This is a genomic window from Deltaproteobacteria bacterium, from assembly GCA_020848745.1.
Taxonomy (GTDB): domain Bacteria; phylum Desulfobacterota; class Binatia; order UTPRO1; family UTPRO1; genus UTPRO1.
Map to the genome: position 1 here is coordinate 1 of JADLHM010000021.1, position 22,585 is coordinate 22,585.

Annotated in this window: 21 protein-coding genes; all 21 read left to right on the forward strand. The window is 73.4% G+C overall.

Translation table 11 applies throughout. The features are described from left to right. A partial coding sequence (gene bamA, locus IT293_02585) for an outer membrane protein assembly factor BamA (protein ID MCC6763525.1) occupies positions 1-1,244 on the forward strand: 1,244 nt, incomplete at its 5' end. A 20-nt stretch (positions 1,245-1,264) separates the two neighbouring features. Beyond that, positions 1,265-1,795 (forward strand): OmpH family outer membrane protein, encoded by a 531-nt coding sequence (locus IT293_02590; protein ID MCC6763526.1) that lies wholly within the window; start codon positions 1,265-1,267, stop codon positions 1,793-1,795. A 25-nt stretch (positions 1,796-1,820) separates the two neighbouring features. Then, on the forward strand, positions 1,821-3,110 hold the full coding sequence (gene lpxA, locus IT293_02595) for an acyl-ACP--UDP-N-acetylglucosamine O-acyltransferase (GenBank protein MCC6763527.1): 1,290 nt from the start codon (positions 1,821-1,823) through the stop codon (positions 3,108-3,110). Beyond that, positions 3,097-3,909, forward strand: coding sequence for a UDP-2,3-diacylglucosamine diphosphatase LpxI (gene lpxI, locus IT293_02600; protein ID MCC6763528.1), 813 nt, complete (start codon positions 3,097-3,099; stop codon positions 3,907-3,909). Before lpxA ends, lpxI begins: the two co-directional genes overlap by 14 nt. 202 nt (positions 3,910-4,111) lie before the next feature. Further along, positions 4,112-5,887, forward strand: coding sequence for a sensor histidine kinase (locus tag IT293_02605; GenBank protein ID MCC6763529.1), 1,776 nt, complete (start codon positions 4,112-4,114; stop codon positions 5,885-5,887). Then, on the forward strand, positions 5,884-6,558 hold the full coding sequence (locus IT293_02610; GenBank protein ID MCC6763530.1) for a response regulator transcription factor: 675 nt from the start codon (positions 5,884-5,886) through the stop codon (positions 6,556-6,558). Before IT293_02605 ends, IT293_02610 begins: the two co-directional genes overlap by 4 nt. A gap of 375 nt (positions 6,559-6,933) precedes the next feature. After that, positions 6,934-8,133 carry a Gfo/Idh/MocA family oxidoreductase gene (locus IT293_02615; GenBank protein MCC6763531.1) on the forward strand — a complete coding sequence of 400 codons (1,200 nt, stop codon included), beginning with the start codon at positions 6,934-6,936 and terminating at the stop codon, positions 8,131-8,133. A 68-nt stretch (positions 8,134-8,201) separates the two neighbouring features. Further along, positions 8,202-9,287, forward strand: coding sequence for a lipid-A-disaccharide synthase (gene lpxB, locus IT293_02620; GenBank protein ID MCC6763532.1), 1,086 nt, complete (start codon positions 8,202-8,204; stop codon positions 9,285-9,287). Further along, positions 9,284-11,080 (forward strand): lipid A export permease/ATP-binding protein MsbA, encoded by a 1,797-nt coding sequence (gene msbA / locus IT293_02625; protein MCC6763533.1) that lies wholly within the window; start codon positions 9,284-9,286, stop codon positions 11,078-11,080. Before lpxB ends, msbA begins: the two co-directional genes overlap by 4 nt. Before the next feature lie 58 nt (positions 11,081-11,138). Next, complete coding sequence (locus IT293_02630) at positions 11,139-11,858, forward strand: lysophospholipid acyltransferase family protein (GenBank protein ID MCC6763534.1); 720 nt, start codon at positions 11,139-11,141, stop codon at positions 11,856-11,858. Between the two features lie 8 nt (positions 11,859-11,866). Further along, positions 11,867-12,379, forward strand: a complete 513-nt coding sequence (locus tag IT293_02635) for a hypothetical protein (protein ID MCC6763535.1) — start codon at positions 11,867-11,869, stop codon at positions 12,377-12,379. 71 nt (positions 12,380-12,450) lie between these two features. After that, on the forward strand, positions 12,451-13,722 hold the full coding sequence (locus IT293_02640) for a 3-deoxy-D-manno-octulosonic acid transferase (GenBank protein MCC6763536.1): 1,272 nt from the start codon (positions 12,451-12,453) through the stop codon (positions 13,720-13,722). Then, complete coding sequence (lpxK, locus tag IT293_02645) at positions 13,719-14,801, forward strand: tetraacyldisaccharide 4'-kinase (protein ID MCC6763537.1); 1,083 nt, start codon at positions 13,719-13,721, stop codon at positions 14,799-14,801. The genes IT293_02640 and lpxK overlap by 4 nt, the downstream gene beginning before the upstream one ends. Next, positions 14,798-15,499, forward strand: coding sequence for an HAD-IIIA family hydrolase (locus IT293_02650; protein ID MCC6763538.1), 702 nt, complete (start codon positions 14,798-14,800; stop codon positions 15,497-15,499). Before lpxK ends, IT293_02650 begins: the two co-directional genes overlap by 4 nt. 2 nt (positions 15,500-15,501) lie before the next feature. Then, positions 15,502-15,672, forward strand: a complete 171-nt coding sequence (locus IT293_02655) for a Trm112 family protein (protein ID MCC6763539.1) — start codon at positions 15,502-15,504, stop codon at positions 15,670-15,672. 54 nt (positions 15,673-15,726) lie between these two features. Further along, the gene (gene waaF, locus IT293_02660) at positions 15,727-16,761 is read left to right on the forward strand and encodes a lipopolysaccharide heptosyltransferase II (protein ID MCC6763540.1); all 1,035 of its coding nucleotides are present in this window, start codon (positions 15,727-15,729) and stop codon (positions 16,759-16,761) included. Further along, positions 16,751-18,193 (forward strand): hypothetical protein, encoded by a 1,443-nt coding sequence (locus IT293_02665; protein ID MCC6763541.1) that lies wholly within the window; start codon positions 16,751-16,753, stop codon positions 18,191-18,193. Before waaF ends, IT293_02665 begins: the two co-directional genes overlap by 11 nt. Then, positions 18,190-19,467: a DUF2029 domain-containing protein gene (locus tag IT293_02670; GenBank protein MCC6763542.1), complete on the forward strand. Its 1,278-nt coding sequence runs from the start codon at positions 18,190-18,192 to the stop codon at positions 19,465-19,467. The genes IT293_02665 and IT293_02670 overlap by 4 nt, the downstream gene beginning before the upstream one ends. A gap of 1 nt (position 19,468) precedes the next feature. Beyond that, complete coding sequence (locus tag IT293_02675; protein MCC6763543.1) at positions 19,469-20,485, forward strand: glycosyltransferase family 9 protein; 1,017 nt, start codon at positions 19,469-19,471, stop codon at positions 20,483-20,485. Then, a complete protein-coding gene (locus tag IT293_02680; GenBank protein MCC6763544.1) occupies positions 20,482-21,360 on the forward strand; it encodes a hypothetical protein in 879 nt (292 codons plus the stop codon). The genes IT293_02675 and IT293_02680 overlap by 4 nt, the downstream gene beginning before the upstream one ends. Next, positions 21,357-22,583 (forward strand): sulfatase-like hydrolase/transferase, encoded by a 1,227-nt coding sequence (locus IT293_02685; GenBank protein ID MCC6763545.1) that lies wholly within the window; start codon positions 21,357-21,359, stop codon positions 22,581-22,583. Before IT293_02680 ends, IT293_02685 begins: the two co-directional genes overlap by 4 nt. Positions 22,584-22,585 lie beyond the last annotated feature (2 nt).

The following is a 22,585-nucleotide window of genomic DNA, read 5'->3' on the forward strand; positions in this document are numbered from 1 at the left end:
AGGTGCTGCGGCGCGAGCTCAAGGTCGAGGAGCAGGAGCGCTTCTCCGGCACCAAGCTCAAGAAGAGCCGCGACGCGCTGAACCGCCTCGGCTTCTTCCAGGAGGTGAACCTCACCACCCAGCGCGGACGCAGCGAGGAGAAGCTGAACCTCCAGGTCGACGTGAAGGAGGGACAGACCGGCTCGCTGACCGCGGGCGCCGGATTCAGCTCCGCCGACAGCCTGCTCTTCAACGCCCGCATCCAGGAGAACAACCTCTTCGGGCGCGGCCAGCGCGCCGTGCTGAACGCCGACTTCGGCAGCCGCCGCCAGAACTTCATCGCGAGCTTCACCGAGCCGTGGCTCTTCGACATCCCATTGAACAGCACCATCGACGGCTTCCGCTGGCTCCTCGACTACGACGACTTCACGCGCGGCGGCACGGGCGTCGGGCTGCGCTTCCTCTATCCGCTGACCGCGCTCGGCTACGAGAAACTCTTCGACGTCCTCTCGCTCGAGGAGATCCGCATCGGCGCCGAGTACCGCTTCGAGCAGGCCGAGATCAGCGACGTGGACCGCTACTCGCCGCCGACCGTGGTCGCCTCCGAGGGCCAGAGCATCACGAGCTCGATCCGCCCGCTCATCACCCGCAACACGCTGAACAGCTTCTTCGATCCGACGCGCGGGTCCGCGCAGGAGTTCTCCGTCGAGTACGCGGGCCTCGGCGGCGAGAGCGAGTTCGTCAAGGTCGACGCCCGGACACGCCACTACTGGCCGATCTACAAGTCGCCGTCGCTCGGCACCTTCGTCTACTCGATCGCCGGTCAGGTCGGCTACGGACGCGGCTTCGCGGGCGTGATCGGACACGAGCTGCCGCTCTACGAGCGCTACTTCCCGGGCGGCATCAATTCCGTGCGCGGCTTCAAGACCCGCACGCTCGGCCCGCGCGAGGCCGTCTTCAACCCCCAAGCGGAGGAGATCAACACCGACCCGGTCGGCGGCAGCCGCCAGTTCATCGTGAACAACGAGATCATCTTCCCCATCGTCGAGCCGCTCGGACTGAAGGGCGTCGTCTTCTTCGACGCCGGCAACTCGTGGCTCGACTCGGACGGGTGGGACATCGGCGACCTGCGCTACGCCGCCGGCGGCGGCGTCCGCTGGCAATCGCCGATGGGTCCGATCCGCATCGAGTTCGGCTTTCCTTTGAACAAGAAGAGCAACGACAAGACGAGCGTCGTGCTCTTCTCCTTCGGTGCCCCCCTCTAGGCGGCAAGGAGAATACGTTCATGCGACGCTTCACCCTCATCCTCCTCATCATCCTCGGCGCGCCGCTCGCGGTCGCGTTGCCCGCGGCCCGCGCGATCGCAGCCGACATGAAGGTCGGGATCGTCGACCTGCAGCGCGCGCTCAACGAGTCTACCGCCGGCAAGAAGGCAAAGGATCAGTTCAAGGGCGAGTTCGAGAAGATGCAGAACGGCTTGAAGTCCGAGAAGGACTCCCTCGACCGCGTGAAGGACGACCTCGACAAGAAAAGCACGGTCCTCAGCGAGGACCAGAAGAAGACCAAGCTGGAGGACTTCGAGCGCCGCCGTCGCGACCTCCGCCGCAAACTCGAGGACTCCGATGCCGAGCTCCGCAAGAAGGACCAGGAGCTCACCGGCAGCATCCTCAAGGATCTCGCCGTCGTGATCCAGGAGATCGGCGAGCGCGAGGGCTACACCCTCATTCTCGAGAACTCGAGCAGCTCCGTGCTCTACGGGTCGAAGTCGATCGACATCACCGAATCGGTGATCAAGGCCTTCGACGCGAAGCGCTGACGGAGCCCGCTCGGCCCGTCCGGCCATGGGTGACGACGAGGGCGGCGCGGCCGCGGTGGAAGGCGAGTCGGTCGATTTCGCCGCCGTCGCGCGCCTGCTTCCGCAGAGCTACCCGCACCGTCTGATCGACCGGGTCGTCGTCTGCGAGGCGGGACGCCGCCTCGTCGCCCACAAGGGCGTGACGGCGGGCGAGCCCTTCTTCGCCGGCCACTTCCCGGGGTGGCCGGTCATGCCGGGCGTCCTGATGTGCGAGGCCATGGCCCAGGCGAGCGCGCTGCTCGTGGCTCGCACCGACCCGCCGCCAGACGATGGCACGAGCCTCACGGTCACCGGCCTCGAGCGCGTCCGCTTCCGGCAGCCGGTGGTTCCCGGCGACGTGCTCGAGATCGAGGTCGCCGTCGCCACGCGCACCGCCGAGCAGTGGCGCTTGCGGGGCCGCGTCCGCGTTGGCGCCGCGGTCGTCGCGGAGACCGATTTCGACCTCGCGGTGCGCGCGCCCGCCGGACCGGCCATCCATCCGACCGCGGTGCTCGCGCCCGGCGCGGCGCTCGGCGTCGGCGTGCGGATCGGACCGTACGCGGTGATCGGCGCGCACGTCCGGCTCGGCGACCGGACCTCGGTCGGCCCGCACGCGGTCCTCGACGGACACACCACGATCGGCGCCGCCAACCGGATCTTCCAGTTCGCGAGCGTCGGCGCCGAGCCCCAAGATCTGAAGTACCGCGGCGAGCCGAGCCGGCTCGTCCTCGGCGACCGCAACATCATCCGCGAGTTCGCGACCCTGAATCCGGGGACGACCGGAGGCGGGATGCTCACGCAGCTCGGCGACGACAACCTGGTGATGAACTACGCCCACGTCGGCCACGATTCGCGCATCGGGAGCCGCTGCATCCTCGCCAACAGCTCGGCGCTCGCGGGCCACGTCACGCTCGAGGACTTCGTGTTCGTGGGCGGCCTCGCGGCGGTGCACCAGTTCTGCCACATCGGGGAGTCGGCGCTGCTCGGCGGCGGCGCCATGGTCACGCACGACGTCCCGCCGTTCTGCAACGCCTCGGGCGACCGCGCGCGGCTGCGGGGGCTGAACGTCGTCGGGCTCCGCCGCCGCGGCTTCGACGCCGCCCGCATCCGGGTGGTGAAGCAGGCCTATCGCCTCCTCTTCGACGCCGGGCTGCCGCTCGCCGAGGCCCGGACCCGTACCGCCCGGGAGCTCGGGGCGTACCCCGACGTCGCGCGCATGCTGGCGTTCATCGCGGCATCCAAGCGCGGCCTCTGTCCGGCGGGACGGGCCGGCGGTGACGACGATGGCGCCGACTGAGCGCATCGGGCTCATCGCCGGCAACGGGCGCTTTCCGCTGCTCTTCGCGGCGGCCGCCCGCCGCGCGGGGATAGACGTCGTCGCCGTCGCGCACCAGCACGAGACGCCGGACGAGATCGCGAACCTCGTGAGCCACCTCACCTGGGTGCGCGTCGGCGAGCTCGGCAAGATCATCCGCACCTTCAAGCACGCCGGCGTCGAGCGCGCCGTCATGGCGGGCGGCATCGGGAAGCCCCGACAGCTCTCGGACTTCCGGCCGGACTTCCGCGGCGCCGCCTTCATCGCCAAGACGCGGAGCCTGCGCGACGACGTGCTGCTGCGCGGCGTGGCGGGCGAACTCGAGCACGACGGCATCACGATCGTCGCGTCCACGCTTTTTCTCGGCGACCTGGTGCCGCAGGTCGGCACCCTCACCCGCAAGGCGCCGAAGAGCCGCGAGTGGGACGACATCCGCTTCGGGCTCGAGGTGGCGCGGGAGGTGGGGCGGTTCGAGGTCGGGCAGAGCGTGGTGGTGAAGCGGCGGACCGTGATCGCCGTCGAGGGCATCGAGGGCACCGACGCCGCCATCCGGCGCGGCGGCGAGCTCGGGCGGGGCGGCATCGTGGTGGTGAAGGTCAGCAAGCCGGGCCAGGATCTGCGCTTCGACGTACCGGCGGTCGGCATGACAACGATCGAGGTGATGCGCGAGGTCGGCGCGCGCGTCCTCGCGCTCGAAGCCGGCCGCACCCTCATGATCGACCGCGAAGAAATGATTCGCGCGGCCGACGCGGCCGGGATCGCCATCGTCGCCGTCGAGTGACCCGCCTCGTGTAGACCCGGGCGCTGCGATCGACTAGCTTCGGGCTCTTCGGCGGCGGCAACTCGCCGGGCATGCCGATTTTCCGTATCGTGCGCATTTGCAGGATGCCGCGGGGAGATCTCGCATATCCGTCACGGTGCAATCTGGCATGTCGCTTGCTGCCCCCACCGTTGGCGGCTTCAGGTCCGGACGCATGCGACCCGTGTTCCAACATAGGTTTCTCGACACCGACGCCACGCTGACCCTCGGCGGCATCTCGCCGACCGAGAAGGTCATCGCGTTCTGCCGGGTCCTGCTCGCAACCGCGACCTTCGCGATCATGATCGTCGATCCGAAGGCGCCCCTCTGGCCGGTGGTCGCCTATCCGCTCGTCGGCTCGTACGTCGCCGTGAGCCTCGTGCTCTTCCTCCTCGTCCGGAGCGAGGTCGTCCGCGGCCGCAAGGTCGGGCCGTACTCGGTCGTACTCGACATGGTGTACGGCGTACTGATCACGCTGTTCACCGAGCGCGGCGCGACCCCGTTCTTCCTCCTGAATCTCTTCGTGATCGCCAGCGTCAGCGTGCGCTGGGGCTTCCGGGCGTCGGCGCCGGTCACGATCTTCCTCGCCGGCCTCTACCCGGTGTTGATCTTCGTCGCGAGCCGCTGGCTCGAGCCCGACTTCTTCAGCGTGCAGCGCGCGCACTTCTTCCGGCCGATCTACCTGGTGGCGCTCGGGTACCTGATCGCGTATCTCGGCGAACACGAGCGGCGCTCGAAGCAGAAGCTCGGCGTGATGCTCGATCTCACCACCGCCATCCGGCCGGGACGCCCGCCAGGCTGGGCGCTCACCCACATCATGCGGCGCATCCTGCGCCACTACGACGCCCCGCGCGGCGTCGTCGTCCTGCGCGACCCCGAAAGCCGGCGCTACTTCACGTGGGACATGGACCGGACGGGCGGGCGCCTGAAGGTCGGGCTCCGCATCTCCGAAACCGATCCCTATCCCTTGCCGTTCGCGAGCTCGACCGAGGCGTTCTTCTGCAACACCTCCGACCCGCGCGGGCTCAGCGCGCTCTGCTACGACGTCGTGAGCGGTGCCACCCAGCGGAAGGTCGTGGCCGGCGACGCGCGCCTGCCGGCGAGCGGCTCGGATCAGGCGCTCCTCATGGTGCCGATCCTGATTCAGCGCGAGCTCCGCGGCCGGGCCATGGTGCTGCGCAAGCGGCGGCCGAAGTTCGCGCGCGAAGACATGGAGTTCCTGCTGCTCGTCGTCGGCCAGGCGGCGGCGGCCTTCGAGGCGGCCCGCCTGCAGGCGAAGGCCGAGGAGGTCGCCGTGCTGGAAGAGCGCGCCCGCATCGCGCGCGACCTGCACGACGGCTTCATCCAGTCGCTCGCCGGCATCGATCTCCGCGCCGAGGCCTGCCTCAAGATGATCGAGAAGGATCCCGCCCGGGTCCCGCGCGAGCTCGCCGAGCTGCAGCAGACGGTCGAACGCGGGTATCGCGAGGTCCGGCACTACCTGAACGTGCTGCGGAGCTCGAGCCGCGAGGCCCACGACCTGCGGACGACGCTCGAGCAAGTGGCGGCGGAGTTCTCGATCCGGGAGCGCTTGCGGGTCGCGCTCGAGCTGCCGGCCGACGAGGCGGAGCTGCCGCCCTCGACCGCATACGAGCTCACGCAGATCGTGCGCGAGGCTTTGCGCAACGCCGTTCGTCACGGCTCGGCCAAGGAGGCGACGGTGAAGCTCACCGTCTACGGGCCGCACTGCTCGCTGCTCATCCAGGACAACGGGCGCGGCTTCAAGCCGTCCTCCGGGTCGGTCGGCGCCGACGGGGTCGTGCAGCCGCACGTGGTGCCCTGGTCCATCCGCGAGCGCACCGCGTCGCTCGGGGGCACGCTGCGCGTCCGCAGTCCGGCCGGCCGCGGGGTCGAGATCCACGTCGTCGTCCCGGCCACATCGACGGAATCGGCATCGACGCGAAGCAGGAGGACCGCATGAACATCCAGCCACGACGCCGCCGCGTCGTCATCGTCGACGACCACACGCTGTTCCGCGACGGGCTCCGCACCATCCTCGGCATGGAGGACGACTTCGAGGTCATCGCCGACGTCGAGAGCGCCGAGGACATCGTCGAGCTGATGTGGGAGACGAAGCCGGACGTGTTGCTCCTCGACATCCGCATGCCGCAGGGAAGCGGTCTCGACGCGATCCCGGCGATCTGCCGGATCAGCCCCAACACGACGGTCATCGTGCTGACCGCGTGCGACGAGATGGAGGAACACGTGCGCGCCTTCAAGCTCGGCGCCCGCGGTGTCGTGCTCAAGGACTCGGCGCGCACCACGCTCGTGCAGGCGATCCGCTCCGTGTGTCGCGGCGAGACCTGGATGGACCCTCGCATGCGCGGCGTCCTGGTGGCCGAGCTCGCGCGCAGCGGCGACGCCGGCGAGAACATCACGATCGACCGCGACGACGGCCTGACCGACCGGGAGCTCGAGATCGTGCGCCTGGTAGCCGCCGGCAAGAAGAACAAGGAGGTCGCCGAGCAGCTCTCGATCAGCGAGCGGACCGTGCGCACGAACCTGACCAGCGTCTTCCAGAAGCTCGGGGTGCGCGATCGGATCGGCCTCGTGATGTACGCCCTCCGCCACGGCCTCACGGCCGCGGCGTAGCCGACGCGCCGCGGTCCCGTCGGCCGCCTTCGTGCGGCGCCCGGAGCGGCCCACCGCGGCTCCGGATAGTGTCGCAGTCTGATAGTGATCCCGAGTGTCGGTGTGCGGCGAGCTGTCTTGGGTGTCGCCGGCGAGTGGGTCCGGGATCGCTTCTACGGTCGCCGGGTCGCTCCCACCCGGCGCGTAAAGCCCGCCGGCGTTTCTCCGCCTTGCGCAATACGCGAGCTGCGGCTCCCCGAAGCGATCCCGGACCCACCCGCCGGCGATTCGACTCACACGAGGCTCGGCGGATGCGGCGCGCGGACTCGTCCCGCATCGCAGGGCGCACGTCGCGACGGATCGAGGCGGATCGACAGGGTCCTGAGGATCGAAAGGATGCAGCAGGCGGGCGGGTCGGGGACGGGCCCGGGGAGCGGCAGCTCGCTTGACCGCAGAGCGGAGAAGCGCCGGCGGGCCTTACGCGCTGGGCGTCAGCGACCCCGCGACCGTAGGGCCCGTCCCCGACCCGCCCGCCTGCTGCCACCGATCGCTCCGCCGCGCGAGGATCGAACTGAGACACTACCCGCCTCCGGGGCGCGATGGTCGGCGGCGCGTGATCGTGCTACGCGGGGCGCGTTGGACTCGGCGGCGACGACGAATCCACTGCGCGCGGCCGTGGTGGGGGTGGGGCATCTGGGGCGGTTCCACGCGGAGAAATACGCGGCGCTCCCGGGTGTCGCGCTCGTCGCCGTGGTCGACCGCGACGCGGCGCGCGCGCGCGAGGTCGCGGACGTGTTCGGCGTCGCCGTCGCCGACGACCACCGCGCCCTCGCCGGCCGCGTCGACTGCGCGAGTGTCGCGGTCCCGACCGGAGCGCACGCCGAGATCGGCCGCGACCTGCTCACCGCCGGCATCGACCTCCTGGTCGAGAAGCCGCTCGCCTCCACCGCGGCCGAGGGCGCCGCCCTCGTGCGCGCCGCGGCCGAGCGCGGGCGCATCCTCCAGGTCGGCCACCTCGAGCGCTTCAATCCGGCGCTCCGCGCCGCACAGGCCGTCATCACCGAGCCGAAGTTCCTCGAATGCCACCGCCTCGCTCCCTTCGTCGAGCGCGGCACCGACGTCGACGTGATCCGCGACCTCATGATCCACGACCTCGACGTCATCCAGAGCTTCGTCGCGGCCGAGGTCGAGAGCGTCGAGGCCGTCGGCGTCCCGGTCCTGACGCCGCGGGTCGACATCGCGAACGCGCGCATCCGCTTCGCGAACGGCTGCATCGCGAACGTGACGGCGAGCCGCGTCTCGATGAAGCGCGAGCGCATGCTGCGCCTCTTCCAGCCCGACGCGTACGTCGCGATCGACTACGACCAGCGGCGCGTGCGCATCGTGCGGCGCGAGGCGAGCGCCACGCCGGGCGGCCTCCCGGGCATCGTCGCCGACGAGCACGACGCGGGGCAGGGCGACCCACTGCGCGACGAGATCGCCGCGTTCGTCGACGCCGTCCGCACGCGCGCCACGCCGCTCGTGAGCGGCCGCGAGGGCCTGCGCGCCCTCGAGCTCGCCGAGCGCATCGCGGCGGCGCTCGAGTCGCCCGCGTGACCGCGCAGCCGGCCTCGGCGGGCGCGGGCCGCGACGTCGTGCTCGTGGCCGGCGAGGCGTCCGGCGACATGCACGGCGCGGACCTGGTCGCCGCGCTCCGGCGCCGCCTGCCCGGCGTCCGGGTGCGCGGGATCGGCGGTGCCCGCCTGCGCGCCGCCGGCATGGACACGCTGATCGACGCGGGGACACTCGCCACGATGGGCCTCGTCGAGGCGCGCGAACGGCTCGGCGCGCTCTGGCGGGCCTACCGCCGCGTGCGCCGCATCGTCCGCGAGGAGCACCCCGACCTCCTGATCCTCATCGACTTCGCCGAGTTCAACCTGGCGCTGGCGGGAGTCGCCAGACGCGCCGGCGTCCCGGTCCTCTATTACATCAGCCCGCAGGTCTGGGCGTGGCGCCGCGGCCGGGTGCGGAAGATCGCGCGGCGCGTGAGCCGCCTCGCCGTCGTGTTTCCGTTCGAGGTGCCGGTCTACGCCGGCTCGGGTGCGCGCGCCGACTTCGTCGGCCATCCGCTCCTCGACCTCGTGCGGGTCGGCCGGGACCGCGCCGCGTTCGTCGCCGCCCACGGCCTCGACCCCGCCAAGCGCCTGGTCGCGCTCCTCCCGGGAAGCCGCGCCAAGGAGATGCAGCTCCTGCTCCCGGCGATGGCCGAGGCGGCGGCGCGGCTCACCGCGCGGGGCGACGTCCAGTGCATGCTCGCCCTCGCCGACACGTTGAGCGAGGCCGACATCGGCGTTAGCATGCGCGGCGCCGCGCTGCCGTTTCCGGTGGCGCGCGGCGAAACCTACGACCTGGTGCACGCGAGCGACGTGGCAATCGTGGCATCCGGCACGGCAACCCTGGAGACGGCCCTCTTGGAACGTCCGATGGTGATCGTGTACCGCACCGCGCCCCTGACCTACGCGCTCGCGCGCCGGCTCGTGTCGGTCCCGTTCATCGGCATGCCGAACCTGATCGCCGGCCGCGGCGTCGTCCCCGAGCTCATCCAAGACGCGGCGACGGCCGACCGCATGGTCGCCGAGGCCGAGCGCTTCCTCGACGACCCGGCGTACACCGCCGCGACCCGCCAGGCGCTCGCCGAGATCCGTCCCGCGCTCGGCGGCGGCGGCGCCGCGGAGCGGGCCGCCGCGATCGCCGCGGAGATGCTCGCGTGAGCTCCGAAACGGCCCCGGCGGCGCGCGGATCCGGCGCTACCTATCTCCGGCTGCTGCGCTATCTCCGTCCCTACCTCTGGCCGTGGTTCACGGGCGCGATGGTGGCGATGCTCCTCTTCAGCGCGACGACCGGCGTGCTGCCGCTCCTCGTGGAGCGCGTGTTCGACGACATCTTCGCCGCCCACAAGACGACGGCGCTCCGGCTCCTGCCGGTCGCGATCGTGTTGATCTTCTTGTTCCGCGGCATCACGAGCTTCGCGCAGAGCTACCTCATGGATCTCGTCGGCCAGCGGATCATCTGCGACCTGCGCGACGAGTTGAACCAGCACATCCAGCGCCTCTCCCTCTCGTTCTTCAATCGGACGCCGACGGGCGACATCCTGTCGCGCGTCAGCAACGACGTGGCGCTCGTGCGAACGGCGCTGACCGACGCGGTCGCGTCGGTGATGCGCGACACGACCTCGCTCGTCGCGCTCGTCGTCGTCGCCTTCTACAAGGACCCGACGCTCGCCCTGATCGCGTTCCTCGTGTTCCCGGCGTCGGTGCTGCCCATCGTGAAGCTCTCGCAGCGCCTGCGCCGCTTCAGCAAGCGCGGCCAGCGCACTCTCGGACTCCTCACGGCGCTCCTCCAGGAAACCGTGCAGGGCAACCGGGTCGTGAAGGCCTTCGGGATGGAGGACTACGAACGCGAGCGCTTCCAGGCCGAGAACCGCCGGCTCTACCGCCTCTACATGAAGGCGAGCATGATCAAAGCGCTCACGACGCCCGCGCTCGAGGTGCTGGCGGCCTTCGCGATCGGCGGAGTCGTCTGGTACGGCGGCACGACCGTCATCGCGGGCGGCCGGAGCCAGGGGTCCTTCCTCGCGTTCCTGACCGCGATGTTCCTCCTGTACGAGCCGTTCAAGCGCCTCGCCAAGTCGAACGCGACCATCCAGCAAGGCGTCGCGGGCGCGGAGCGCGTCTTCGAGCTGCTCGACACCGAACCCGAGGTGGCGGATCGGCCCGGCGCGCGCGCCCTCTCGGCCATGCGCCGCGGGATCGTGTTCGAGCGCGTCGGGTTCCGCTACGGAGCCGAGCCGGTGCTGAAGGACGTGGACCTCACGATCCACGCGGGCGAGGTCGTCGCCCTCGTCGGCATGAGCGGCGGCGGCAAGAGCACGCTCGCCGACCTCATCCCGCGCTTCTACGACGTGACCGAGGGCCGCATCGCGATCGACGGCGTCGACGTCCGCGACTACACGCTGCGCTCGCTGCGCGCCCAGATCGCGATCGTCACGCAGTTCACCTTCCTCTTCAACGACACCGTCCGCGCGAACGTCGCCTACGGCGACCCCGGGAAATCCCTGGCCGACGTCGTCGCGGCCGCCAAGGCGGCGAACGCCCACGAGTTCGTCACCGCGCTGCCGCAGGGCTACGACACCCCCATCGGCGAGCTCGGCGTCACGCTCTCGGGTGGACAGCGGCAGCGGCTCGCGATCGCCCGCGCGCTTCTCAAGGACGCGCCGATCTTGATCCTCGACGAGGCGACGTCCGCGCTCGACACCGAGTCGGAGCGGCTGGTGCAGCAGGCGCTCGAACGCCTCATGGTGAACCGTACGACGCTCGTCATCGCGCACCGGCTGTCGACGATCCGCCGCGCCGATCGCATCGTCGTCGTGGTGCGCGGGCAGATCGTCGAGGAGGGCACGCACGAGGAGCTGCTGGCGCTCGGAGCCGAGTACCGCAAGCTCCACGACCTGCAGTTCCAGGATCCCGCGCCGGCGGCGACGGACCCCGACCGCCTGCTGCACTAGAGCCTCTTCCACGAGGTGCCGCCTCGCTCTCGGCGGCACCTTGTGGGAAGCTCCCGGCGTGGCGAAGCTCCGGGCGCGTCGCGCCTTCCTGCAGCGCCTCGTGCCGCTCGGCGCGTGGCTGATCGCGCTCGTCCTGCTCCTGCTGCGTTGGACGACGCGCAAGGAGCTCCTCCACGACCACGGCCTCTACGACCGCTGGCGCGCCGGCGAGCGCCTCATCGTCGCGTTCTGGCACGAGCACCTGGTGCTGATGCCGTGCTTCGGTTGGTGGCCCCGGGTCTGCATCATGATCAGCCAGCACCGCGACGGCGAGCTGATCGCACGCGCGGTCCGACCCCTCGGCATCGAGGCGGTGCGCGGCTCGTCGACGCGCGGCGGGCGCGGCGCGCTCCGCCGGGTCCTCGCCGCCTACCGCGAAGGCGCGAGCCTCGCCTGGACGCCGGACGGCCCGCGCGGCCCGCGCCGGCTCGCGAAGCTCGGCGTGGTGCAGACGGCGCGCGCGACCGGCGCCACGATCGTTCCGGTCGGCGCCGCCGCCCGCTGGCACCGCCGCCTCGGGAGCTGGGACCGCATGGTACTGCCGTACCCCGGCTCGCGCATCACGTTCGTGGTCGGCACCCCGGTTCGCGTCGCCGGCGACGCGAGCGACACCGACCTCGAGGCCGCCCGGGCCCGCCTCGAGCACGAGCTCGAGCGCGCCCGCGTCGAAGCGGAGGCGCGCGTGGGCGGGAACGGGCCCGGCGCCGCGAATTGCAAGCCCGGATCGTCGTTAGTATGACGGGCGCCATGCCGAAGGCACGCGGCGCGTCCCGCGCTCTTGCGCTCACCACGGCGCTCGCGCTCGCCCTGGCGACGGGCGCCGGTGCCCGCGCCGCCGACGCGAAGCCCGCCGTCAAGAAGGCCGCCCGCGCGAAGAAGCCGGCCGCCTCCCAGCCGCTCGGCCCGAAGGAAGCCGTGCAGGCTATGGTGGAAGGGGAGGACGTCCGCGAGTTCCGCACCTTCTGCGACACCTGGATGCGGAAGCTCCAGGAACGGAACACCTTCAACTCGGCCCACATCACCTGGGCGAAGGGCGGCGCCGGAGTGACCGGCGAGTACCTCAGCTACGGCACCGAGCGGACGTGCATCGCCCGCGAGGAGCCCGGCAAGGACCCGATCGGCAAGATCACCTACCGCGAGATCAAGTACCGCAAGGAAGGGCCGACCGAGTCGGCGGCGATGGGTGCGGCGGGTACGATCGTCGAGCAGACCGACGTCACCGAGATCTTCCGCTACGCCAAGGGCCGCTGGCAATACTGACCGCCGCGCCGACCGCCGCGCTCGAGGACGCGCGCGGGTGGCAGCGCCGCCTGCGGATGCTGAACGCCGCCATGACGACCGCGGCCGTCGCGCTCGCGCCCGTGGGGCTGGCCGCGCTGGCCCTCCGCCGCGAGTGGCGTACCGGGATCGGCGAGCGCTTCGCGCGCATTCCCGCGACGCCGAGCGACCAGCGCGCGATCTGGATCCATGGCGCGTCGGTCGGTGAGCTCACGGCGCTCGCGCCCGTCGTCCGCGCGCTCCGTCACGAGCATCCAGACGACCGCCTCGTGGTGAGCAGCATGACCCTCGGCGGACGTACCGCCGCCGCGGCGCGGGCGCCCGACGCCGACGCGTACGTGCTCTTTCCGCTCGACGTCCCGCGTGTCGTCACCCGCGCCCTCGACCGGGTGCGGCCGCGTCTGGTCCTCTTCAGTGAGACGGAGCTCTGGCCGAACTTCCTCGCCGCGTTGGCGACACGCCGCATTCCGGCGATCATGGTGAGCGGCCGCGTTTCCGCCGCCGCGTTCGCCCGCTACCGCCGCTGGCGGTGGCTCTTCGCCCCCGCGCTCGCGAGCGTCCGTTGGTTCGGCGTCCAGACGCTCGAGAGCGCGCGTCGGCTGGTGGCGCTCGGCGTCCCCGCAACGCGCGTCGTCGTGACGGGGAGCTTGAAGACCGCGGGCCCCCTCGACGACGACACGGCGGCGGGCCCGACGCTCGCGAGCCTCGGCGTCGACGACGCGCCGGTGCTCGTCGCCGCGAGCACGCATCCCGGCGAGGACGAGGTTCTGCTCGACGCCTTCGCGCGCATCCGCGCCCGCGCGCCGCGGGCGCGCCTCCTCCTCGCGCCCCGCAAGCTCGATCGCCTGGCGGAGATCGAACGCGTCGTCGCTGCGCGCGGCTGCGGACTCGTCCGGCGCTCGACGCTCGGCCCGCCCGCGACCGCGCGCTGGCCCGCCGACGCGCCCGTGCTGCTCCTCGACACGCTCGGCGAGCTCGCCGGCCTCTACCGGGGCGCCCGTTTCGCGTTCGTCGGCGGCACCCTCGACGCGACCGGGGGCCACAACGTGCTCGAGCCCGCGGCGGTCGGCACGCCCGTCGCCGTCGGTCCGAACGTGGCGAACGTCGCGGCGGACGTGGCGCGCCTCGCGGCGGGCGCCGCGCTCCTGCACGCCGCCGACACCGCCGACCTCGTCGCGCGCCTGCCCGAGCGCTTCCTCGATCCCGTGGCCGCGGCGGCCGCGGGCGCGCGCGCAGCCGCGCTCGTCGGCGAGCAGCGGGGGCCGCTCGCCGTGACCCTCGCGATCGTCCGCGGCACGCTCGCAGCGCAAGGGCGGAACGCATGAGCGACGCCGCACGCGCCGTCGAGCGCCTCTGGGACGGCACCGGGATCGCGGCGCGCCTCGGTCGCGTCCTCCTCGCGCCGGCTGCCGGCCTCTACGCGGCCGGCATCGGCGTCCGCAACGCCGCGTACCGCGCCGGCGTGCTGCGGAGCCACGCCGCCGCCGTGCGCACGGTGAGCGTCGGCAACGTCCGCGTCGGCGGGACCGGCAAGACGCCGTTCACCCGCTGGCTCGCGAGTCGCGTCCACGCCCGCGGGGTGCCGGTCGCGATCCTCACCCGCGGCTACGGGGGCAGGGAACGCGCCGCCCACGTCGTCGGCGACGGCGTGCGCGTCACGAGCGACGTGGCGCGCGCCGGCGACGAGGCGGTCATGCTCGCCCGCACGAGCGGCGTCCCGGTCGTCGCCGGGGCCGATCGGGCGGCGGCCGCGGCGCTCGCGATCGCGACCTTCGGGAGCCGCCTCCTCGTCTGCGACGACGCCTTCCAGCACCGCGCGCTCCGCCGCGACCTCGACCTGGTCCTCGTGGACGCGGGCGAGCGCGGCGGACTCGGGCGCCTGCTCCCGGTCGGACCCCTGCGCGAGCCGCTGCGCGCCCTCGGGCGGGCGCACGTGGTGCTGGTGCGCCAGCACGGCGACGACGCGGCCGCGCTGCCGGCGTCCGCATTCCCGGACCAGCGGGTGCTGCGGGTCCGCTTCGCGCCGGCGGCCCTCGTCCAGCCGGTCGGCGCGGACTGGCAGGAGATCGGGCTCGCCGCGCTCGCCGGGCAGCGTGTGCTGGCGGTGAGCGCGGTGGCGCGACCGGCACCGCTCTACGAGGCGCTGCGCGCCTGGGAGGCCGAGCTGGTGCACGTGCTCGAGTATCCGGACCACCATCCCTACGACGCGCGCGATTGGCAAGCGATCGCCGCCGCGGCCAAGGACGTCGCCCTGATCGTGACGACCGAGAAGGACCTCGTGAAGCTCGAGGCGTTCCCCTTCGCGCGCGGCAAGCTGGTGGCGCTCCGCCTCGGCGTCGAGGTGGAGGACGGCGCCGCCCTCGTGACGCACGTGATCGGCGACGCCGGCGTGGACCCCGCGTGAGGGCCCCACGCCGCGGCGCGCCCCGCGCGCGCCTCATGCCCGCGGTCTTCGTGGACCGCGACGGCACCTTGAACCACGAGCGTCACTACCTCCGTCGCGTCGCAGATCTCCGCCTCGTCGGCGGCGCCGCGCGCGCCGTCCGCCGCCTCGACGCCGCCGGCTTCGCCGTGGTCGTCGTGACCAACCAATCCGGCGTCGCGCGCGGCCTCGTACCGCCACGCACCCTGGCGCGGATCCACGACGCGATCGTGCGCCGTCTCGGACGCGCCGGCGCGCAGTTGACCGCCATCTACGTCTGCCCGCACCATCCGACGGTCGGCGCGCCCCCTTTCCGGCGGCGGTGCCGCTGCCGCAAGCCGCGTCCCGGGCTGGTCGAGCGCGCCGCCCGCGAGCTCGGCCTCGACCTCGCGCGCAGCTACTGCGTCGGCGACGGCGCGGTCGACCTCGGCCTCGCGGCGGCGACGCGCACGCGCGGCGTGCTCGTGCGAACCGGGCACGGCCGCGTCACCGAGACCGCGCTCCCGCCCGACGTGCCGATCGCGCACGTCGCCGCGAACTTTCGCGCCGCCGCCGACTGGATTATAGAGGACGCGCGACGCGCGCCCCCGCAGCGCCGGCGCGCGTCTGCAGAGCGGCGGCGCGCGTCCGCGACCCGGGCGAGGGCGTCCGTGGAGGGGCGACGTCGCCCGAGGAGGTAGCCATGCCGATCAGCCAGGAGTTGCTCGACATACTCGCGTGTCCGAAGTGCAAGCAGCCGGTGGCGCTGAACGCCGCCGGAACCGGGCTCGTCTGTCAGCCCTGCCGCCTCGAGTACCCCATCATCGACGACATCCCCGTGATGCTGATCGACGAGGCCAAGCCGCTCGCGTAGCGCGTCGCCCCGGCCGCGGCGCGGCGACGCGTCCGTCGCCGCCGCCCTCAACGCATGACACGCGACCGCATCCTCCTCGTCCAGACCGGCTTCCTCGGCGACGTCGTCCTGACGACGCCGCTCGTGGCGGCGCTCCGCCGCGCCCGTCCCGACGCGGAGCTGGTGATGCTGGTGACGCCCGCCGGCGCGCCGCTCGTCGCGGCCCATCCGGCGCTCGACCGCCTGCTCGTCGACGACAAGCGCGGCGCGGGCCGCGGTCTCCGCGGGCTCGCCCGCCTCGTCCGAACGCTCCGCGGGGAAGGCTTCACGATCGCGCTCGCAGCGCACAAGTCGGTGCGCACCGCGCTCGCCCTTCGCGCCGCCGGCATCCCGCGCCGCGTCGGCTTCGCGAGCGCGCCGGCGGCGGCGCTCTACACCGAGCGCGTGGCCCGCCCGGCGACGGCCCACGACCGCGACCGGCTGCTCGCACTCCTCGCGCCCTTCGGCATCACGGACGTCGACGCCGAGACGGCGCACCCGCGGGTCGCGATCGACGCGGCCGCCCGCGCGCGGGCCCGCGCGCTCCTCGCCGCGCCCGGGGACGGCCGCCCGATCGCCGCGCTCTGCCCCGGATCCGCGTGGCGGACGAAGCGCTGGCCGGCGCGGGCCTTCGCGGCCCTCGCGCGTGCGCTCGCCGCCGACGGCTATCGGTGCCTCCTCCTCGGCGGCCCCGACGAGCGCGGGCTCACGGCCGAGGTGCACGCGGCGGCGGGCGGCGCGACGACCGATCTCGGCGGCGCGACCGACCTGCCGCTCCTCGCCGCCCTCCTCGCGGAGGCGGCGGTCGTCGTCAGCAACGACAGCGCCCCGATGCATCTCGCGAGCGCGGCCGACGTGCCGCACGTCGCGATCTTCTGCGCGACGGTACCGGGGCAGGGATACGGTCCCCTCGGCCGACGCGCGATCGTGGTGGAGCGCGATCTCGCGTGCCGTCCGTGCGGACGGCACGGCGGCGCGCGCTGTCCGCGCGGCACGGACGACTGCATGGAGCTCGTGACGGCCGACGAGGTGCGGACGGCCGTCGCGCGGGTGCGAGCGCGTGCCGCCTGAGGCCACGCCGATCGCGGGTCTCGTGCTCGTCGTCGGGCAGTTCCTTCCCGACGCCGATCCCGCGCCCGCGCTCGCGGCGCTCGCCGCGACCCGCCGCGTGCTCGTGCGGCCCCCGGAACTCGCGACGTTGCCGGCGCCCGCGGGAGTCGAGGTCACCGTCGGGCGCGAGTACGACCGGGCCGCCATGGCGGCGGGCGCGCGCCGCGATCCGGCGGAGCTCGTGGTCGTGCTCCTCGACGACGAGCGGCCCTCCGAGGCCCTCGGCGCAGCGCTCGCCGACGTTGCCGCCGACCGCGCAGCGACCGGATGCTGGGCGAGCGCTCGGCGGGTCACGTTCCTCGATCGCGAGATCCCCTCCGGCGCGCCGACGATCGCGTGGCGCGGCCTCCGCCCGCAGGGCGACGCGCCGCGCCGCCTGCCCGGCCACGTCGCCACCGTGCCCGCGACGATCACCGACACGATCAGCCGCTTACAGGCGCTCGCCGTCTCGGCGCGGCGCTCCGCCCCCGTCGGCGCCGCCGATTTTCTCCGGCGCCCGCTCGCCGCCATGGTGCGGCGGCTGTGGCATCGGCGCGGGGCGGGCGTCCCCGGCTTCGTGCTCTCGATCGTGGAGACCTACGGCGAGGTCCTCCGCGCCGCCCAGGCCTGGGAGCGGGAGGGGATCGCCGCGCGCCGCGCCGAGCGCCAGAGCGGCGTCCCGGCGGGCTTCCATTTCTGGCGGACCCCCTGGGGCTCGCTGACGCTGCGCGACGGAACGCCGCCCACGCTCCGGACGGCGCTCCTCGACGCGACGCCGGCCGTCGTCGCCGGGATGCCGCTCGCGGGCGGCCGCGGCGCGGTCTGGGCCGTCGAGCTCACCGACCACGAGCGCGGCGTGCTGCGCTGGTACCGCCGCGGCGGCGCGATCCGTCATCTCGTCTACGACCGCTACTTCGGCTGGACGCCGCGACCGATTCGCGAGCTCGCGGTCACGCACGCGGTCATCGAGCGCGGCGTGCCGGCGCCCGAGGTGCTCGCGGCGCGCGTCGACCGGCTGCCCTGGGGCTGGTACCGCGGCGCCATCGTGACCCGTGAGGTCCGCGACGCGGCGACCTTCGCGGACGTGCTCCGCCGCATCCACGCGCCCGAGGAGCGCGCCCGCGTGCTCGCCGCCGTCGGGCGCGCCGTCCGCGAGCTCCACGACCGCGGCGTGCACCATCGAGACTTGAACGCGAACAACATCCTCGTGCGCGAGCACGGAGCCGCCATCGACGTCTCCTTCATCGACTTCGATCGCGCCGAGGTCTTGCGCGCGGTCGCCGGCGGCACGCGCGCGCGCGAGCTGCGGCGCCTGGCCCGCTCGCTGCGGAAGCTCGCGCGCGGCGGCATGACGCTCGCCGAGGGCGACATCGAGGCGCTCCGGCAGGCGTACGCGGCGGGAGCGCGCGCATGACGAACCCCCGCGAGTGGAATCGGCCGACGCGCGCCGTGGTCGCGATCCTCGTCGCCGTGCTGCTCGGCTCGGCCGTTCGCAACATCAAGGAGGACGGCGACTTCCGGGGCTACCTGGAGGTCGGCGAGCTCGTGCTGCGCGGCGCCGACATCTACGCCGAGGCGCGACCCGACGTGAACACCTGGCCGCCGCTCTACGCCGTGGCCTGCGTCCCGTTCGCGTTGCTCGCCCGGGTGAGCGTCTATCTGGCGCGCGCCGTGTGGCTCGGGCTCAACTTCGCGTGCATCGTCGCGCTCTTCCGTCTGGCGACGTACCTCGTTCACCGCCGCCCACTCGTGCTTGTCGCGGCACCGGGCACGGTCGCGCTCGTCTCCGGCGCCATCCTCGGACCGCTCGTGCTGTCCGCGCGCTTCCTCCTCGGCAACCTCGACCGCCTCCAGATCAACATGGTGATCCTCGCCGCCTGCCTGCTCGCGATCGCGTGGATCGTGCGCGGGCGCGCCGCCGCGGGAGGCGCCCTCGTCGGGTTGGCCGCCGCGGTGAAGGTCCTGCCGATCTTCTTCCTGCCGTACTTCGCGTGGAAGCGCTGGTGGCGCGCCCTCGGCGCCGCCCTCGCCACCGGCGCGCTCGCGTCGCTGGCGCCGGCGCTCGTGTTCGGCTGGGAGCGCTTCGTGGCCTATGCGCGACACTGGCTCGCGCTCTCGGCCGGCAGCTGGCCGGTACGCAAGGGGAACCAGAGCGTCTACGCGATGGTCGATCGCCTCTACACGCACGACGCGATCGTGTGGAGCGCAGCGCACAAGCGCCTCACGGCCTCGAATGATCCGGTCGTGGCGGCGATCGTCTACGGGCTCCTGGCGCTGGTCGCCCTGGTGTTCCTCCGGGCGACCCGCCGCGGGGGGCGGGCGCCGGCGAGCGTGGGGGTCACCATGGAGGCGGCGATCGTCCTCTGCGTGACGGTGCTCTTCGCGCCGCTCGCGTGGAAGCACTACTTCGTGTTCCTTCTGCTCGGCCAGTTCGTGCTCTGGCATGCCGCCTTCGGCGGCGGCTACGGCCTCGACGAGCCCGCGCGCCGGCGCGTCGCCTGGGCCCTCGGCATCTCCTACGCGCTCACGACCCTCACCGTGCGCGGCGTCGTCGGCAAACCGCTCGCGCAGACGCTCGAGACGATGTCGGCGGTGACGCTCGGCGCGCTCGTGGTGCTCGGCGCGCTGCTCTGGGTGCGGGCGCGCGCCGGCGCGGGCGGCGCGGCCGACGCCGTGCCGGGGGCCTGACGTGCGCGTCCCCGCCAAGCGGATCCTGATCGTCCTGCTCGGCGCGATCGGCGACGTCGTGCGCGCGCTGCCCCTCGCGAACCGCGTGCGCGCCGGCTATCCCGGCGCGCACCTCGCCTGGGCGGTCGAGCCGGCCGCCGCTCCGGTGCTGGTCGGACATCCCGCGCTCGACGACCGGCTCGTGTTCGAGCGTCCTGGCGGGGTCCCCGCCTTCTTCGCGTTCCTCCGGCGCGTCCGCGCCGAAGGCTTCGACCTCGTGCTGGACCTGCAGGGCCACGCCAAGAGCGGGCTGGTGAGCGCCGCCACGCGCGCGCCGGTCCGCCTCGGCTTCCATCGCCGCAACGCCAAGGAGCTCAACTGGCTCTGGAGCACGCACACGATCGCTCCGGTCGAAGCGCGCGGTTGGAAGCTCGCCCAGTACGAGCGGTTCGCCGACTGGCTCGATCTGCCGCCGCAAGCGCCGCGCTTCGACGTCACCGTGGCCGCCGGGGAGGCGGCGAGCGTCGACCGCCTGCTCGCGCCGCTCACGCGGCCCTTCGCGGCGCTCTTCCTCGGATCCACCTGGGAGAGCCGCCTCTGGTTCGCCGACCGCTGCGCCGAGGTGATCGACGGGCTTGCGGCTCGCGGGCTCGACGCGGTCCTCGTCGGCGGAACGGACGTCCGCGCGCTCGCCGCGGCGACGATCGCCCGCTCCTCCCGGCCGCCGCTCGATCTCACCGCCCGCACCTCGCTCCGCGAGAGCTACGGCGTCCTCGCGCGCGCGCAGGTCGCGATCGGCCCTGACTCGGGGCCGATGCACCTCGCCGCGGCCGCCGGCACTCCGGTCGTGTCGCTCTGGGGCGCCACGACCCCGGCCCGCTCCGCGCCGTTCGGCTCGCAGGATCTCGTGCTGGTCGGACGGGCCGCGTGCGTGCCGTGCTATCTCCGACGGTGTCCGATCGGCCGCGCGTGCATGCGGGACATCACGACGGAGCGCGTGCTGGCGCAAGTCGCGCGCGTCCTCGACGGCACGCGATGAGCGCCGCCGCCGCGTCGCCCGCCCGGATCGGGGCCTGGCGGGTCTGGACGATGGATCCGGCGGCGCTCGCCGCCGAGGATCTGGTCGCCGCACTCGAGCGTCTCGCCGCCGGCGTCTCGTTGCACCGCTCCAAGCATGCCGATACGTACCGCTGGGCGCGGCCGGGGGGAGACGTCTACGTCAAGGTGTATCGCCGATATCGCCGCTGGACGGCGTTCAAGGACTGGTTCCGGCCGTCGAAGGCGGCGAACGTGCGTGCCGCGAGCGCCGCGCTCGCGGCGGCGGGTTTCCTCGCGCCCGCGGTGCTGGCGGTCGGCGAGGAACGTCGCGGCCCTTTCGGATGGTCCCGGAGCGTGGTCGTCACGGCCGGTCTCGCCGGCGAGCCGATCGCCGCGCGTCTCGCCGCCCTCGCGGCGGCCGGCGACGCGACCACGCGCCACGCGAAGCGCGGGCTCCTCGGCGCGATCGGCCGCGAGGTGGCGCGCCTGCACGCCGCGGGCTTCGTCGCCGGCGACCTCGTGCCCGCCAACCTCTGGGTCGCGCTCGCGAACGCGGAGCTGCGCCTCGCGTTCCTCGACCACGATCGCACCCGCGCCGGCCGGGCGCCCGCGCCGTGGCGGCGGGCGCGGCGGAACCTCGTGCAGCTGAATCGCGTCGTGCTCGCCGGCATCACGGCGACCGACCGCCTGCGGGTGTATCGCGCCTATGCCACGACCCGCGGCTGGGCGCGCGCCGGCGCGCGCCGCCGGCTCCTCTGGATCGTCGCGAAGACGCTGGCGCGCCGGCGCGCCGAGCGCGGCGCGAGGATCCCGGCCGCCGCGGGCTTCCGGACGGTCATGCGCGCGGACGGACCGTACGGGGGAGGGCGGACGTGAGCGCGGCGCGAGCGAACGTCCTCGTCCTCCTCGTCGACTGCATGCGCGCCGATGCGCTCGGCAGCCGCGGCGTTCCGACGCCGAACCTCGACGCCCTCACCGCACGCGGCGGGCGCTTCACGCAGGCGATCGCCTCCGCGTCGTCGACCACACCGTGCGTCGCGACCATGCTCACCGGACTCCACTCGCCGCGCCACGGGGTCCGTTCGATCGGCGCGCACCGCCTGCACGCGCAGGCGACGACGCTCGCGACCACGCTCGCCGCCGCGGGATACCACACGGTCGCCGAGATGACCGGGCCGCTCGGCACCGAGAGCGGCCTCGACCGCGGCTTCGCCGAGTACCGCGTGCGGCCGGCCTCGGTGTACCTGAGCGACGCCTGGGGCCGCGATCTCGTCGCGCGTCTCGGCGGCGGCGCGCTCCCAGCGCCGTGGTTCCTCTTCCTCCACCTCTGGGAGCTGCACGCCCCGCGCAAGGTTCTGCCGCCGTTCCGCGGACGTCGCTTCGGCAAGACGCGCTACGACCGCGCGCTCGCGAGCCTCGACGCGACGCTGGCGCCGCTCCTCGCCGCGCTCCCCGCGGACACCGTCGTGCTGCTGCACGGCGACCACGGCGAGCGCGTGATGGCCAGCACGCTCGCGTACCGCTGGTATCGCCTGCGCCGCGACCTGCTCGGCGCGAGCCGGACCCGCAAGCTCGAGGGCCACGAGACCGACGTCTACGAGGATCTCGTCCGCGTGCCGCTCGCCATCGTGGCGCCAGGCCGCGTGCCCGCCGGCGCGACGAGCGATCAGCTGGTCCGCCAGGTCGACCTGACGCCGACCGTCCTGGATCTCGCCGGCGTCCCGGCTCCGCCCGGGCTCGACGGCGTGAGCCTCGTGCCGGCGCTCGCCGCGGGGCGCGCGCTCGACCTCGAGGCGTTCCTCGAAGCGTGCGGGCGGGTGCGGGGCACCGGACGCGACCGCCGCCGCGCGTGGCGCACCGCGCGCTGGAAGTTCATCGAGGCGCCCCACGCCCCCGACGTCGCCGACGAGCTCTACGACCTCGCGGCCGACCCGCGCGAGCGGCGCAACGTGGCCGGGTCCGAGCCCGCCCTCGTCGCGGGCTTCAAGGCGAAGATCGCGGCGGTCGAGGCGGGCGCCGTCGGAGCGGGGGAGGCGCTCGGCGCCGAGGAAGAGGCCGCCGTCGAAGCGCGCCTCCGCGACCTCGGCTACATCGAATGACT

Excerpts from the sequence above, each read along its gene's own strand:
- IT293_02615 (MCC6763531.1), top strand. The coding sequence starts at position 6,934 with ATGCAGCAGGCGGGCGGGTCGGGGACGGGCCCGGGGAGCGGCAGCTCG.
- lpxA (MCC6763527.1), top strand. The coding sequence starts at position 1,821 with ATGGGTGACGACGAGGGCGGCGCGGCCGCGGTGGAAGGCGAGTCGGTC.
- IT293_02680 (MCC6763544.1), top strand. The coding sequence starts at position 20,482 with ATGAGCGCCGCCGCCGCGTCGCCCGCCCGGATCGGGGCCTGGCGGGTC.
- IT293_02640 (MCC6763536.1), top strand. The coding sequence starts at position 12,451 with ATGACGACCGCGGCCGTCGCGCTCGCGCCCGTGGGGCTGGCCGCGCTG.
- IT293_02610 (MCC6763530.1), top strand. The coding sequence starts at position 5,884 with ATGAACATCCAGCCACGACGCCGCCGCGTCGTCATCGTCGACGACCAC.
- lpxB (MCC6763532.1), top strand. The coding sequence starts at position 8,202 with ATGCACGGCGCGGACCTGGTCGCCGCGCTCCGGCGCCGCCTGCCCGGC.
- IT293_02670 (MCC6763542.1), top strand. The coding sequence starts at position 18,190 with ATGACGAACCCCCGCGAGTGGAATCGGCCGACGCGCGCCGTGGTCGCG.
- IT293_02590 (MCC6763526.1), top strand. The coding sequence starts at position 1,265 with ATGCGACGCTTCACCCTCATCCTCCTCATCATCCTCGGCGCGCCGCTC.
- lpxI (MCC6763528.1), top strand. The coding sequence starts at position 3,097 with ATGGCGCCGACTGAGCGCATCGGGCTCATCGCCGGCAACGGGCGCTTT.
- waaF (MCC6763540.1), top strand. The coding sequence starts at position 15,727 with ATGACACGCGACCGCATCCTCCTCGTCCAGACCGGCTTCCTCGGCGAC.
- IT293_02635 (MCC6763535.1), top strand. The coding sequence starts at position 11,867 with ATGCCGAAGGCACGCGGCGCGTCCCGCGCTCTTGCGCTCACCACGGCG.
- IT293_02655 (MCC6763539.1), top strand. The coding sequence starts at position 15,502 with ATGCCGATCAGCCAGGAGTTGCTCGACATACTCGCGTGTCCGAAGTGC.
- lpxK (MCC6763537.1), top strand. The coding sequence starts at position 13,719 with ATGAGCGACGCCGCACGCGCCGTCGAGCGCCTCTGGGACGGCACCGGG.